Here is a 15,462-nt window from a genome sequence, read left to right as displayed (position 1 = left end):
AATGAGTTTTAATGACAAAAACTTTATGCTAAAAAACGAGCCTGCTAAGGAGCTTTACGGGAAAATAGCAGAGCTTCCTATCTATGATTTCCATTGCCACTTGGACCCTAAGGAAATTTTTGAAGATAAGGTTTATGAAGATATTGTTGATCTGTGGCTGGGGGGGGACCATTATAAGTGGCGCTTGATGCGGGCTAATGGTATCTCAGAAGAAGAAATCACAGGTTCAGCAGGTAAACTAGATAAGTTTAAGGCCTGGGCAAGAACCTTGGAACGGGCTTTCGGAAATCCTCTCTATCATTGGAGTCACTTGGAATTGCGACAGGTTTTCGGTGTTGAGGAATTGTTGACCGAAGAAAATGCAGAGCGACTCTATCATCAGCTCAATGCTTATTTGCAAGAACATCAAGTTAGTCCACGTAAGCTGATTGCGGATGCTAGGGTGACCTTTATTGGGACAACTGACCATCCTCTTGATAGCTTGGAATGGCATAAGCGCTTGGCTGAGGACTCAACTATAGATACTGTAGTGGCACCGACTTTCCGCCCAGATGAAGCCTTTATCGAGCATCGAAATTTCAATCCATTTATTAAACGCTTGGAGGAGGTAACAGGGGTAGCAGTAAGAGACTTTGCAAGTTTTGTAGAGGCACTAGGTCAGCGCGTTTCCTATTTTGCTCAACACGGTTGCCGAGCAAGTGACATCAGTTTTACGGCTGTTTCCTATGAAGAGGCTACCCTCGAAGAGCTTGATGATATTTTACTAGCAAGACTTGCAGGTAAAGAGGCTGGCCAATCCAGTATCAATAAATGGCAGACTGCCATCTTTAGAGAATTGTGCCGATTGTACAAGAAATATGGCTTTGTGACACAAGTTCACTTTGGTGCCTTACGGAATAACCATACCGGACTGTTTGAAAAACTAGGAGCAGATGTAGGTGTGGATTCGATTGGAGACCAGACATGTCTGACTGTGAATTTGAATCGTTTGTTAGATAACTTGGTCAAGGAAAATGCCCTTCCAAAAATGATTTGGTACAATCTCAATCCAAGTTACAACATTGCTCTAGCCAATACTTTGGCGAATTTCCAGTCCAATGAGGAAGGGCTTCGTAGTCAGTTACAATTTGGTGCCGGTTGGTGGTTCAATGACACCAAGTTGGGCATGATTGACCAGATGAATGCCTATGCAGAACAAGGTATGCTTGCTAATTTTGTTGGTATGTTGACAGATTCGCGTAGCTTTTTATCTTATCAACGGCATGATTATTTTAGACGGATTTTAGCGACTTATGTCGGCCAATGGATTGTTGATGAAGAAGTGCCTGAAGATTACAATCGTTTAGGGCAGTTTGTAGAAGCCATATCCTATTACAATGCCAAAGAATTTTTTGAACAATAAAGGAGAGTAAATCATGAAAATGTCATTTCGATGGTACGGGAAAAAAGATCCTGTGACACTGGAAGAGATTAAAGCAATCCCTGGTATGCAGGGAATCGTAACGGCAGTCTACGATGTACCAGTTGGTCAGGCATGGCCCCTTGAAAACATTCTAGAGCTGAAAAAAATGGTCGAAGAGGCAGGACTTGAAATTACTGTTATTGAATCCATTCCTGTCCATGAAGACATCAAACAAGGGAAGCCAAATCGTGATGAGTTAATTGAAAACTATAAAACTTCCATCCGTAATGTTGGGGCTGCAGGTATTCCAGTTGTATGCTATAATTTCATGCCTGTGTTTGACTGGACCCGTTCAGACTTGCACCACCCACTTCCAGATGGTTCAACTTCTTTAGCTTTTCTTAAATCTGATTTAGCAGGTGTTGATCCTGTGGCGGATGATTTGAACTTACCAGGTTGGGACTCGTCCTATTCCAAGGAAGAAATGAAGGCTATTATTGAAAATTATCGTCAGAATATCTCTGAAGAAGATTTATGGGCGAATTTGGAGTATTTTATCAAAGCGATTCTGCCAACGGCTGAGGAGGCTGGCGTCAAAATGGCCATTCACCCTGATGACCCTCCGTATGGAATTTTCGGATTGCCACGTATTATTACTGGTCAAGAAGCCGTTGAACGATTTTTGAATCTCTATGATTCAGAGCACAATGGAATTACCATGTGTGTCGGATCCTATGCTTCTGATCCGAAAAATGATGTCCTTGCCATGACGGAATATGCTCTCAAACGCAATCGTATCAATTTTATGCATACGCGCAATGTGACGGCAGGTGCTTGGGGATTCCAAGAAACTGCACATTTGTCACAAGCTGGTGACATTGATATGAATGCTGTTGTTAAATTATTGGTAGACTATGACTGGACTGGTGCCTTGCGTCCAGACCACGGTCGTCGTATCTGGGGAGACCAGACCAAGACACCTGGTTATGGTTTGTATGACCGAGCCCTTGGAGCAACCTACTTTAACGGTCTCTATGAAGCCAATATGCGAGCAGCGGGTAAGACACCAGATTTTGGAATTAAAGTAAAAACAGTCGGAAATAAGGAGAGCTAGTATGACACGTGTTATTGAGTTTAAGGATAAGGTTGTTGTTATTACAGGTGCAGGAGGCGTTCTTTGTGGCTATTTGGCAAAAGAATTTGCTAAGGCAGGCGCAAAGGTTGCGCTTTTGGACTTAAATGAAGCTGCGGCTCAGGTCTTCGTTGATGAGATTGCAGCAGCAGGAGGCGTAGCAAAAGCCTATAAATCTAACGTTCTTTCTAAGGAAAATTTGGAAGAAGTTCGCCAGCAAGTCCTAGCAAATTTTGGTCCTGTAGATATTTTAATCAATGGTGCAGGAGGCAATAATCCCAAAGCGACAACGGACAATGAATTCCATGAGATTGGACTGCCAGCTGATACCAAAACTTTCTTCGACTTGGATGAGGCCGGTATCAACTTTGTATTCAATTTGAACTATTTGGGAACCTTATTGCCAACACAGGTCTTTGCGCAGGATATGCTTGGTCGTCCAGGTGCCAATATTATCAATATTTCCAGCATGAATGCCTTTACTCCTTTGACAAAAATTCCAGCCTATTCAGGTGCCAAGGCTGCTATTAGTAATTTTACCCAATGGTTAGCAGTCCATTTTTCAAAAGTTGGCATCCGTTGTAATGCCATTGCGCCTGGATTCTTGGTTACCAACCAAAACCGTGGCTTGTTGTTTGACGAGTCAGGTCAACCGACCGCACGTGCCAATAAGATTTTGAACAATACGCCAATGGGACGGTTTGGTGAAGCGGAAGAGTTGGTCGGCGGAGTCTTCTTCTTGGCAGATGAGAATTTGGCAAGTTTTGTCAACGGTGTTGTTTTACCGATTGACGGTGGTTTCTCAGCCTATTCAGGAGTTTAATGATGAAAACGGATTACGTATTTTGTGTGGACTCTGATGGCTGCGCCATGGACACCATGACCTACAAACATAAACGCTTTTTCGGCCCCTTGGCTGCGGAAGTTTTTGGTGTTGAAGATAAAGAACCATTTTTAACTGAATGGAACCGAGTTAATCTCTACTCACGAGAACGTGGCATTAACCGCTTTGTAGGCTTGGTTAAAGGTCTAGAATTTGCAGGTGTAACTGGTATAGATAACTTGAAAAATTGGGTTGCTACAACAGATTCTTTGTCAAATGCTTCTCTAGAAAAGTTGATAGAGGAGACGCCATCAAAGGACTTGGAATTAGCCTTAAAATGGTCCAATCAAGTCAATCAAGCCATTAAGAAGTATAGTGGACCAGTTTTAGCCTTTATCGGCGTTCACAAGGGTTTGGAAAAACTGAGCCAGTTAGGAAAAGTCTACGTAGTTTCTTCAGCGAATAAGGAAGCAGTAGAAGAAGAGTGGACAGACCAGGGTTTGATGGAGTTTGTTACAGAATTGTACTGTCAAGACCGTGGCAAGAAAGAAGATGTCATCAAACTGTTAATAGAGGAAGGGTATTGTCCTGATAAGATTATGATGATTGGTGACTCGCCAGGTGATTTGAAGGCGGTGGAACTCAATAATGTCCACTTCTATCCTATTTTAGTAGGACAAGAGATGCAATCTTGGGCGGATTTGACAGAAACGATTGCAGATGAATTTGCTCATCAAACATTCACAGGTGAGAAAGAAACAGAATTGACACAGGCATTTTGGAATAATTTAGACGACTAGAGAAGGGCTAGAGGCGCTATGCCCTCTAGCTTTTTTGGAGGCAAACATGACACATTTAGTAGATTTACGGAAGAAACCTTACAGCCTTGATGAAGAGGCTATTTCTTGGATTGAAGAAACCATTGCTCAGATGACCTTGGATGAAAAAATCGGTCACCTCTTTGTCAACATGGGGAGCCAGCGGACAGAAGACTATCTGACTGGAGTATTAAATGATTATAAGATTGCTGCTGTTCGTTACAATCCTGGCCCTGCTGCAGATATTTGGGAGCAAAACTATATTTTGCAGACCAAGTCTAAGATTCCCCTTTTGATTGCAGCCAATACCGAATCTGGTGGGAATGGCGCCGTTACGGACGGAACGAAAATTGGGGATGAAATCAAGATTGCTGCGACAGCCAATCCCCGCTATGCTTATGAAATGGGGAAAGTTGCAGGACTTGAAGCAGCTGCAGTAGGCTGCAATGCCTCCTTTGCACCGATTATGGACCTCAGCCGTAATTGGCGCAATCCAATCATTGCAAACCGAACATGGGGAGCAAATGTAGACCAAGTCATTGAATTATCCAAAGAATACATGCGTGGGATTATGGAACACGGCATTGTGCCGTTTGCTAAGCATTTCCCAGGCGATGGTATTGATGAACGTGACCATCATCTCTCTTTTGCTTCGAATCCCATGACCAAGTCTGAATGGATGGAAACATTTGGACGGATTTACGGTGAGATGGCTGATGCAGGTCTTCCAGGTATCATGGCTGGACACATTCATTTGCCAAATGTTGAGAAAGAAATGCATCCAGAACGTGAATTGGATGACATGTTGCCAGCTTCGCTGAATAAAACCCTCTTGGATGAATTGCTTCGTGGAGAGTTAGGTTACAATGGAGCCATCGTCACAGATGCCAGTCACATGATCGGTATGACAGCCTCTATGCCACGTCGTGAGCTATTGCCTACAGCTATTGAGGCGGGATGTGATCTGTTCCTTTTCTTCAACGATCCAGAAGAAGATTTGCAATGGATGAAAGATGGATTGGAAAATGGTCTGCTTTCTGAGGAACGTCTACATGATGCCCTTCGTCGTACCTTGGGCTTGAAAGCTAAACTCGGTCTTCACTTGTTTGAAGGTCGTCGTCAGGAAATCATGTTGCCAAAAGAAGAAGCACTGGCTTTGATTGGTAGAGATGAGGCGAAACAGCTTGCAAAAGAAGTAGCTGACAAGGCGATTACCTTGGTAAAAGCCAAACAAGAAGGAATTTTCCCAGTCAGTCCAGAACGCTACGAACGGATTTTATTGGTCGAAGTGGATGGCTATAAGGGTGGTTTTGGTGCCATGATCAATGCTGGCAAGAAGAGAGCAGCCGATACGCTGAAAGAACTATTAGAAGCTCGAGGTCACCAAGTATCTATCTGGGAAAATACAGAAGCACGGATTGCCAAATTGCCAGAAGAAGAAAGACCAGCTGCGATTGCAAATGTCTATGCTTCCAAGCGTCCAATTGCCGAAATCACAGATAACTATGATTTGATTATCAATTTAGTTGATGTCAACTCAGGGGGAACAACTCAGCGGATTATTTGGCCAGCTGCCAAGGGAACACCAGACCAGCCTTTCTATGTTCACGAAATTCCAACCATAGTTGTCTCTGTTCAGCACCCATTTGCACTTGCAGATATGCCACAGGTTGCAACCTATATCAATGCCTACGATGGCTTACCTGTCACTTTAGAAGCCTTGGTTGCTAAACTAGCAGGAGAGTCAGACTTTACAGGAGTATCGCCTGTTGATGCCTACTGTGGTTTGCTAGATACACAGATTTGGCGCGGAAAATAAGGAGGAAAGAATGCCTAAATTGGTTGATTTGCGGAAGAAACCCTATTGTTTGAATGATGAGCAGATTACCTGGGTAGAAGATACCTTGGCTCATCTGACTGATGAAGAAAAAATCGGTCAATTGTTTGTTAATCTATTCTTCTTCGGAGGGGATGCCTTTAGTGGAAATAATCTGAGTAATCAGGAATTGATGAACCGATACCATATAGGTGGTGCTCGTTATATGAACGGCAGTCCAGAACAGGTACAAGGACTGATTAACGAGTTGCAAAGCTATTCAAAAGTACCACTTTTGGTTGCAGCGAACTGTGACTCAGGAGGAGATGGAGCTGTAAAAGGAGGAACCTACATTTCCTCAGGGGCTCAATCGGAAGCCAGTCGGGATCCTCGTATTCCCTACTTAGCAGGTCTCGTATCTGCGCGCGAGGAGACTGCATTAGGTGTAAATGTCAACTTTGACCCTTGTGTGGATATTGTTCAGAACTGGCGCAATACGATTGTCAATACCAGAGCCTACGGCACAAATGCGGATGATGTGATTACCTATACCAGTGCCTATCTAGAAGGATTGACTGCTGAAAGAGATGTTATTCAATGCATCAAGCATTTCCCAGGAGATGGTACAGAAGAACGTGATCAGCATCTAGTCCTCGGTGTCAATGAGCTCTCTCCAGAAGAATGGGACAAGAGTTTTGGTCGTGTCTATCGTCATCATATTGAAGCTGGTGTTGAGATGATTATGGCGGGTCATATAGCCTTGCCATATTATCAACAACGACTCAATCCAACTTTGAAGGACGAAGACATTTTGCCTGCAACACTGGCTCCTGAATTGATTCAAGATTTATTGAAAGAAAAACTGGAATTCAATGGTTTGGTCATAACAGATGCCAGCCACATGTTGGGGATGACAGCAGCCATGCGTCGTGAAGACTACGTACCTGCAGCCATTGCTGCGGGTTGTGATATGTTCTTATTCTTCAATAACTTAGAAGAAGATTTTGAATTTATGCTCAATGGCTACCGCAAGGGAGTGATTACTGAAGAACGCCTTCATGATGCTCTCCGTCGCATTTTAGGTCTGAAAGCCAAACTCAATCTGCATATCAAGCAAGCGGAAGGAACCTTACTAAAATCAGCTGATGAATTGGCTATTATTGGCTGTGAAGAACACTTGGCTTGGCAACGTGAAGCAGCAGATAAAGCAATTACGTTGTTGAAGGATACCCAGAAAAATCTTCCAATTAGTCCAGAAACCCACCGCAGAATCCGTTTGTATTACCTAGAAGGTGAAAAAGAAGGGATTATGGCGGCAAGTACAGAAGTGGTTGATAACCTTAAAGCTGCCCTAGAGGCGCGTGGTTATGAAGTGACCGTCAATGATGGTACGACTCGTATCAAAGGAAAAACGCTGCAATACAGAGAAGAAGTTGATTTAGCCTTGACTGTTGCCAATGTCATTGGATATGGAGCGCAGAATAATTACCGTATCCAGTGGAAAACGGCTATGTCCAATGAAGTTCCTTGGTATGTACATGAAGTTCCAACCATTTTCGTTTCACTAAACTATACGACCCATCTTCACGATGTTACCATGGTCAAAACTGCTATCAATGCCTACCATCATAATAAAAACACGATTGAATCTCTCCTTGATAAATTGGAAGGAAAAGATGACTTCTATGGTGTGCCAAATGAGAATGTTTGGGCCAATAAATGGCAGGCAAAACTATAAAACTAAACTCCTTTCTATCCTAGATAGAGGGAGTTTTTCTAGCACGCCAAACGCATGAAGAAAATTTCGTTTTCGGAAATCATATTTTCAATATTTACATCAGTTTTTTATTAAAAAAAGTGATATAATAGCTTTGAAAATGAGGGATTACCCCCGTTAAAGTGTAAGTTTTATGGAAATATTTTGAAAAAATGCATGTAACTAGAAAATAGTTGCATGCATTTTCTTCATGCGTACGGCGTGTTTTTCTAGGGATATTTATTGCCAAACTTTCTTATTTTTGATAGAATATTCTTAATTGAATAGAAGTCTGTGAGACTAGTACACCTATGGAAACTGTCCAGGGAGTTGAGCCGTGACTGCAAGCTCAATCAGTGAAAGTTGGTCGAATTCACTCACACAAGGACTTAGAAACAAGGTCTGCCTTGCAGATGAAAACGGATGGTACCGCGTGACAACGCTCCGATACGAGTGGTGTCATGCGTTTTTTTTTTTTTTGGAGGAATTATGTCAAACATTGAACAACAGTTGGTGGAATTACGCCAAACAACACTTGAAAAGCTAAAAGAAATCCAGCACCAAGGCGAAAAAGAATTGCAAGATTTGCGTGTTGCGGTTTTGGGTAAAAAAGGGTCCTTGACTGACTTGTTGAAAGGTTTGAAAGACCTATCTAATGAAATGAAACCAATCGTTGGTAAACAGGTCAATGAAGTGCGCGATGTGCTGACAGCTGCCTTTGAAGAGACAGCTCAGAAGGTTGCAGCCGCAAAAATTCAACAGCAATTAGCATCCGAAACTATTGATGTGACCTTGCCAGGTCGTCAGGTTAAGGTCGGAAAACGTCATGTCTTGACCCAAACTTCTGAGGAAATCGAAGATATTTTCTTGGGCATGGGCTTCCAAATCGTTGACGGATTTGAAGTGGAAAAAGACTACTACAACTTTGAGCGCATGAATTTGCCAAAAGATCATCCAGCGCGTGATATGCAGGATACCTTCTACATCACAGAAGAAATCCTTATGCGGACCCATACGTCGCCTGTTCAAGCACGGACTATGGACCAGCATGATTTTTCTAAAGGTGCCTTGAAGATGATTTCACCAGGACGTGTTTTCCGTCGTGATACGGACGATGCGACACACAGCCACCAGTTCCACCAGATTGAAGGTTTGGTTGTTGGTGAAAATGTATCCATGGGCGATCTCAAAGGTACGCTTGAAATGATTATTAAGAAAATGTTTGGTGAAGAGCGTCAGATTCGCCTGCGCCCATCATACTTCCCATTCACTGAGCCTTCTGTTGAGGTGGATGTTTCCTGCTTCAAGTGCGGTGGTGACGGCTGTAACGTATGTAAGAAAACAGGCTGGATTGAAATCCTCGGTGCCGGCATGGTCCACCCACAAGTATTGGAAATGAGTGGTATTGATGCGACCAAGTATTCAGGCTTCGCCTTCGGTCTTGGTCAAGAACGCATTGCCATGCTCCGTTACGGTATCAACGATATTCGTGGATTCTATCAAGGCGATGTACGATTCTCGGAGCAGTTTTAACGTAGCACTACTTAAGGCTGACAAAGCCAGCTCTTAAGTAGACGGGAATCGCTATTCTGCGACTTCCCTAGCTACCTTACTAGGATTTCAAGCAAAAAATATCGTTTTGCTTGAAATCCGTCGTGATTTAGTAAGTTTGTCAGGTTGTTTAAGGTGAAAAACGGTAGCCACTATGGCGGTCTACCTACTCCCCTCACTAGTTCTAAGGTTGAAAAAGTATCGTTTTCAACTCTAAAACGTCGTAATCCGATACTCATAAATGGTGCTAAAGCACCTATTTATGAGACGACAGTCGCTATGGCGAACTGTCTAATCGTCTCACTAGCTCTAAGGTTGAAAAAATGTCGTTTTCAACCTTAGAGCGTCGTAACTCCGCACGAGTAAGTGAAGGGGAATCGCTATTGAGCGATTTTCCTAGCTACCTTACTAAGATTTCAAGCGAAAAATATCGTTTCGCTTGAAATACTGTCGTAATACGATAAAATTAGTAGATTGTTGATTGAGAGAAAGGGTAGCCGCTATGGCGGTCTACCTACTCCCCTCACTAGTTCTAAGGTTGAAAAAATGTCGTTTTCAACCTTAGAACGTCGTAACCATGGACGAATAAAGTGAGGGGGAAATCGCTATTCTGCGACTTTCCTAGCCCAGTTAGAAATGAGAGGTAATGAAATGCAGATTGACCCTATACGTTTAGAGGAGGTTTCTGTTTTGCAGGAGCTGGCTAAGCAGACTTTTGCAGAGACCTTCGCTCACGATAATGACCCGAAGGAACTGGAGGCATTCTTTGAGGAGTCTTATTCCTTGGAGGTCTTGACTAGTGAGTTGTCGGACCCCAATTGCCAGCACTATTTTTTAAGAGTTGATAAACAGATAGCTGGTTACCTCAAACTCAACCAAGGTCCTGCCCAGACAGAACAGGAATTGGAAAATGCCTTTGAGATCCAGCGGGTCTATCTCTTGCAGGCCTATCAGGGTCGTGGTCTTGGGAAGGTCTTGTTTGAATTTGCTTTGGAAAAAGCAGAGCAGTCTAGTTGTGACTGGGTCTGGCTGGGAGTCTGGGAACATAATTACAAAGCTCAGCAATTCTATGCAAAATACGGATTTGAAAAATTTGGCCAGCATGAATTTGCGGTCGGTGATAAGATTGATGTGGATTGGCTACTGAAACGGCCTTTGCACCAGAAAGGATAATATGTTAGTAAGTTACAAATGGTTAAAAGAACTGGTTGACTTTGAAGCGACAAGCCATGACTTGTCTGAAAAAATGTCAACAACAGGAATTGAAGTAGAAGGTGTTGAGCAAAAGAGTGCTGGCCTTTCTAAGTTGGTTGTCGGTCAGGTTGTGTCTGCTGAGCCAATTCCAGATACCCACCTCAACATCTGCCAGGTCAATGTCGGTGACGAAATCACGCAAATCGTTTGCGGTGCTCCAAATGTCAAGCCAGGTATCAAGGTGATCGTTGCTCTGCCAGGTGCTCGTATCGCTGGCAACTACAAGATCAAGAAAGGCAAAATCCGCGGGGTTGAGTCCTTGGGCATGCTCTGCTCATTGAGCGAAATCGGCGTGTCCGACTCTGTGGTGCCAAAGGTCTATGCGGATGGAATCTACCATTTGCCGGAAGATGCAGTCGTGGGTGAGCCAGTCTTTTCATATCTTGACCTCGACGACGAGATTATTGAGTTGTCCATCACACCAAACCGTGCCGACGCCCTCTCTATGCGTGGTGTGGCTCACGAAGTGGCAGCTATCTATGACAGCAAGGTCAACTTCAAGCCTGTTGTCTTGGAAGAAAGCGACAAGAAAGCCAGCGAAGTGATTGAAGTGGCCATTGAGTCAGACAAGGTGACTGCCTACACGGCCCGTGTCATCGAAAATGTGACTATCGCACCAAGTCCACAGTGGTTGCAAAACCTGCTCATGAACGCAGGTATTCGCCCGCTCAACAATGTGGTGGACATCACCAACTACATCTTGCTCTACTTCGGTCAGCCAATGCACGCCTTTGACTTTGACAAGTTTGATGGCAAGAAAATCGTGGCTCGTCAGGCAAAAGAGGGTGAGAACTTGGTAACTCTTGACGGTGAAGAGCGTGACTTGATTACCGATGACATCGTCATTTCCGTTGGGGACAAGGCAGTTGCCCTCGGTGGTGTCATGGGTGGTGCCAACACAGAGATTGACAACAACTCTAAGACCGTTGTGCTGGAAGCTGCCCTCTTTGACGGCAAGTCTATCCGCAAGACCTCAGGTCGCCTCAATCTTCGCTCTGAGTCTTCTTCTCGCTTTGAAAAAGGCATCAACGTAGCAACTTTGACGGAGGCTATGGACACAGCGGCTGCTATGATTGCGGAACTGGCTGGCGGTCAGGTCCTGTCTGGTATCGTTGCTGCGGGTAGCGTGGATACTTCGGACATCCCAGTCACAGCAACCATTGATTACGTTAACCGCTCGCTTGGGACCAACCTCGACTATGCCCAAATCGCAGATATTTTCCGTCGTTTAGGTATGGAAACAACTGGCGATGCAAGTCAGTTTACAGTAGCAGTACCGCGTCGTCGTTGGGACATTCGCATTCCAGCAGACTTGGTAGAGGAAATCGCTCGTATCTATGGTTACAATAATCTGCCGACCACTCTTCCGAAAGAGGACGGAACAGCAGGCGAGTTGACCCTGACCCAGAACATCCGTCGCCAAGTACGTAGCCTGGCTGAAGGTGCAGGTCTGACAGAAATCATTTCCTATGCCTTGACAACGCCTGACAAGGCTGTGGAGTTTGTGGCTCGTCCAACCACAGTCACCGAACTCATGTGGCCGATGACAGTTGACCGCTCTGCCCTCCGTCAGAACATGGTGTCTGGTATGTTAGACACAGTGGCCTACAACGTGGCTCGTAAGAACAAGAATTTGGCTCTTTACGAAATCGGTAAGATCTTTGAACAGTCTGGCAATCCAAAAGAGGACCTGCCACAAGAAATCAACAAGTTTGCCCTTGTTTTGACTGGTTTGGTTGCTGAGAAAGACTTCCAGACACCAGCTGTACCAGTTGATTTCTTCCATGCCAAAGGGATTTTGGAAGCTATCTTTGGTCATTACAAGTTAGCAGTTGACTTTGTGGCGACTAGTGAGATTGCTGCCCTGCACCCAGGTCGTACAGCTGAAATCCATTTGAATGGGGCTGTGATCGGCTTTGTCGGTCAGGTACACCCTCAAACGGCTAAGGACTACGGTATTCCTGAAACTTATGTGGCTGAAATCAATCTGGATGCGATTGAAGAAGCCCTCCAGCCTGCTCAGCCATTTACCGACATCTCTAAATTCCCAGCGGTTAGCCGTGATATTGCCCTGCTTTTGAACAGCGATGTCAAACATCAGGATGTCCTGGATGCCATTGCTGGTGCTGGCGTGAAACGCTTGACTAAAGTGACACTCTTTGATGTCTATGCGGGCAGCAATATTGAGGCTGGTAAGAAGTCTATGGCTTACAACCTGACCTTCCAAAATCCTACGGATAGCCTGACAGATGAAGAAGTGGCTAAGTACATGGAGAAAATCAGTAAGGCTTTGGTTGAGCTTGGTGCTGAAATTCGTTAAACTTTTGTCTTTCATTTTATCTTTTATTACTTAGACGTATGAGGAAACTCCGTTTCCTTATCTCCAAGTTCAAATAATTTCAGATTATTTGAACTCGCTTTGTCGCACTCGACAGCTGTGACTTGCTATCGCAAGTAATATTTCCAGCCTTGCACAGACTGTTGGTCTGTGCAAGCTATCTGCAGCTTGAGATGCGAACTTTATTCGCTCTATTTCCGACCTCCAAAGGTTTCCCAAACCTTTGGAGCTAGTACAAAAGCAAACTGAAAGACTATACTACTAAATCCTAGTCAGCGGGCTAGGATTTTTTGGAGGGAAGTATGAACACTCAAGATATTCAAGAAAAATTTTTCCGAGATGGGAAGTTACTTGTTATTCCTAAGAAGTTGAAAAGTAAGCAAGTTTTATTTGCCTACTTACAAGAAGAATTAGCTAAGAAAGGCTCGACATTCACCGAAAAAGAGGTTAATGCCTTTCTAGCTGAGATTTATGATGACTATGCTATATTGAGACGATACTTGGTGGATTATGGCTACTTATCGCGTGATCAGTATGGTTTGGAATACAGAATAGAAGAAAAGAGATGATTGCGGTCATCTCTTTTGTCTTACAAAATAAAGGGTTCAATCTTCAACTCCACCCTATCGCTGTACTTGGCTAGTAAATCGTCTGCCAGGGGATGATAGAGTTCTCGTAGTTGTTCGATCTTGTCAGGGAATTGTTTCCCGATATAGTCAAACTTGCATTCGATTGTTAAGAAAAGTTGGTGGAAGAGTTCGTTAATCTCATTCAAGCGGGTAATCATTTCTTTATCCTCTTTGAGAAAATCAGGGATTTCTGAGCGATTGTTGACAAAACCGTCAATGAGTTTTACAGGGAATGAGCCGTATTCTAGGACAAATTCATACATGGGGTTCTCCTTGCCTTACTATTGATAGGACTATTGTAGCATAGATTAGAATGTGACAAAAGAATTTCAACTTTATTGCAGTTTAAGTTTTGTTTAATTTTATTTTCAGTTTCATTTAAAGCTTGGTCGGTAGACTATATCTTGTAAACAAGACAGGGACCTGTCAAAATTTAGGATAGAAGAGGCACAATAATGAAAACAAGAATCGTACAAAAACAATTTAAGCGTAAAGAGACTAAATATATCGTTGATAAAAAAACATTTGAACTTTTAGAAAAGGAACTTCGTCAGTACATGATGGCAGATGAGTTTGCGACATCAACGATTACCAATATCTACTTTGATAATGAAGATTTTGATATGATTCAAGATTCACTTGCCAAAAAGAATGGACGTGAGAAAATTCGTATGCGTGTCTACGATTCTAAACCTTCTGAATCGAGTCAAGCCTTTCTTGAAATTAAGAAAAAAGAAAATAAAATTGGCTATAAATACCGTTTAACTTCAAACCCTGTTTCTGTAACAAACTATATCGAAAATGGAGTGATTGATTCCACAATTAAGGATGATAAGGTAACCTCAGAACTCGAAATGTTGAGAGAACGCTATGGTACTATTAAGCCGAAGATGTATATCTACTACGATCGCGTATCCTACAAAGGAATCGAAGACAAAAAGGTTCGTCTCACAATTGATAAGAACTTACTTTATCGAGACTACGATGTGGATGCAATGGAAGGTAAATTTGGTAAGGACCTTTTGGATCCAACAAAAGTCATCATGGAAGTAAAAGTTCCAGAAGAACGACCAGACTGGTTGGTAGCCCTGCTCGAAAAATACCAGATCGAAAAGCAATCATTTTCAAAATATGGCAATGCCTATAAGCTTGCCCACAACATTACTGGAGAGGAAGTAAGCAAACATGCAGTTGTTTAATAGTATCTTTTCAACGGCCAATAGCAGTATCACCTTAGCGCAAATGTCCATGGTTTTTGGAGTTAGTCTGTCTATGGGGGTGCTCTTAGCAGCTGTTTATAAATATAAATCCAATTATACAAAGGAATTTGTCATCACACTAAGTTTAATGCCGGCATTGATTGCAGTAATCATAGCATTGGTAAATGGTAACTTAGGAGCGGGAGTTGCGGTAGCAGGGACCTTTAGTCTTATTAAATTCCGTTCAGCGGCAGGTTCATCAAAAGAAATGCTTGCAGTCCTCTTAGCGATGGCTATTGGTCTAGCGACAGGAATGGGCTTCCTAGGTTTGGCTGTCTTTATGACGGTCATCCTATCTGCTTGTATTTTGATTTTTGAAAATATCAGCTTTGCTCAAGTCAATCAAAATCGTCGTCATCTCTTGGTAACAGTGCCAATGAATTTTGACTACGACCAATTTTTTGAAAATCAATTTGGTAAATCTTGCAAGCAAGCCGACTTGATTTCCCTCAAGTACAAGAAGAAAAAAGAAGCACTGATCTTAGAATATCAAGTTCTCCTTGATAAGAAGATTACAGACAAACGTTTGGTAGATACGGTATTATCAGCCGGTCCTTTGGATGTCGTATTGAACAAGCAAATGCCTAAGAAGAAGTATTTGTAATATCAAAGAGGGAGTGGGAAAGAACTCGACCATTCATAGAAGAGTTCGTCAACAAGTCCTTATTTCCAATTGTTGAGCTG

The 15,462-nt window shown here is 43.1% G+C and carries 13 protein-coding genes; 12 read left to right on the top strand and 1 reads right to left on the bottom strand.

Translation table 11 applies throughout. From position 1 onward, the window contains the following. Position 1: 1 nt before the first annotated feature. The 10 genes from CWM22_08100 to CWM22_08055 all read left to right on the top strand — a co-directional run bounded on the left by CWM22_08100 (position 2) and on the right by CWM22_08055 (position 13,459). Positions 2–1,402 (top strand): glucuronate isomerase, encoded by a 1,401-nt coding sequence (locus CWM22_08100; protein ID AUC91857.1) that lies wholly within the window; start codon positions 2–4, stop codon positions 1,400–1,402. 13 nt (positions 1,403–1,415) lie between these two features. Continuing rightward, entirely contained in the window at positions 1,416–2,516 is a 1,101-nt protein-coding gene (locus CWM22_08095) for a mannonate dehydratase (protein AUC91856.1), read from the top strand. Position 2,517: 1 nt separating this feature from the next. Beyond that, entirely contained in the window at positions 2,518–3,357 is an 840-nt protein-coding gene (locus CWM22_08090; protein AUC91855.1) for a D-mannonate oxidoreductase, read from the top strand. Next, positions 3,357–4,157 carry an HAD family hydrolase gene (locus CWM22_08085; protein AUC91854.1) on the top strand — a complete coding sequence of 267 codons (801 nt, stop codon included), beginning with the start codon at positions 3,357–3,359 and terminating at the stop codon, positions 4,155–4,157. The genes CWM22_08090 and CWM22_08085 overlap by 1 nt, the downstream gene beginning before the upstream one ends. A gap of 46 nt (positions 4,158–4,203) precedes the next feature. Continuing rightward, a complete protein-coding gene (locus CWM22_08080) occupies positions 4,204–5,994 on the top strand; it encodes a beta-hexosaminidase (protein AUC91853.1) in 1,791 nt (596 codons plus the stop codon). Between the two features lie 10 nt (positions 5,995–6,004). Next, the gene (locus CWM22_08075) at positions 6,005–7,729 is read left to right on the top strand and encodes a glycosyl hydrolase (GenBank protein AUC91852.1); all 1,725 of its coding nucleotides are present in this window, start codon (positions 6,005–6,007) and stop codon (positions 7,727–7,729) included. Positions 7,730–8,236: 507 nt separating this feature from the next. Then, positions 8,237–9,280, top strand: a complete 1,044-nt coding sequence (locus tag CWM22_08070) for a phenylalanine--tRNA ligase subunit alpha (GenBank protein ID AUC91851.1) — start codon at positions 8,237–8,239, stop codon at positions 9,278–9,280. Positions 9,281–9,949: 669 nt separating this feature from the next. Next, positions 9,950–10,471: an N-acetyltransferase gene (locus tag CWM22_08065; protein ID AUC91850.1), complete on the top strand. Its 522-nt coding sequence runs from the start codon at positions 9,950–9,952 to the stop codon at positions 10,469–10,471. Position 10,472: 1 nt separating this feature from the next. After that, entirely contained in the window at positions 10,473–12,872 is a 2,400-nt protein-coding gene (locus CWM22_08060) for a phenylalanine--tRNA ligase subunit beta (GenBank protein ID AUC91849.1), read from the top strand. A 320-nt stretch (positions 12,873–13,192) separates the two neighbouring features. Further along, on the top strand, positions 13,193–13,459 hold the full coding sequence (locus CWM22_08055) for a DUF2087 domain-containing protein (GenBank protein AUC91848.1): 267 nt from the start codon (positions 13,193–13,195) through the stop codon (positions 13,457–13,459). 20 nt (positions 13,460–13,479) lie between these two features. On the opposite strand, the gene CWM22_08050 is transcribed toward CWM22_08055, so the two are convergent. Further along, the gene (locus CWM22_08050; GenBank protein ID AUC91847.1) at positions 13,480–13,782 is read right to left on the bottom strand and encodes a hypothetical protein; all 303 of its coding nucleotides are present in this window, start codon (positions 13,780–13,782) and stop codon (positions 13,480–13,482) included. A gap of 192 nt (positions 13,783–13,974) precedes the next feature. On the opposite strand from CWM22_08050, the gene CWM22_08045 reads away from it, so the two are divergent. Beyond that, positions 13,975–14,718: a transporter gene (locus CWM22_08045; GenBank protein ID AUC91846.1), complete on the top strand. Its 744-nt coding sequence runs from the start codon at positions 13,975–13,977 to the stop codon at positions 14,716–14,718. Then, the gene (locus CWM22_08040; protein ID AUC91845.1) at positions 14,705–15,382 is read left to right on the top strand and encodes a DUF4956 domain-containing protein; all 678 of its coding nucleotides are present in this window, start codon (positions 14,705–14,707) and stop codon (positions 15,380–15,382) included. The genes CWM22_08045 and CWM22_08040 overlap by 14 nt, the downstream gene beginning before the upstream one ends. The last annotated feature ends 80 nt before the right edge of the window (positions 15,383–15,462 follow it).

The sequence above is a fragment of the Streptococcus suis genome (genome assembly GCA_002831545.1).
Classification (GTDB): Bacteria; Bacillota; Bacilli; order Lactobacillales; family Streptococcaceae; genus Streptococcus; species Streptococcus suis_P.
The sequence above is the reverse complement of the archived record's forward strand: the minus strand, read 5'-3'. Positions and strand labels throughout refer to the sequence as shown.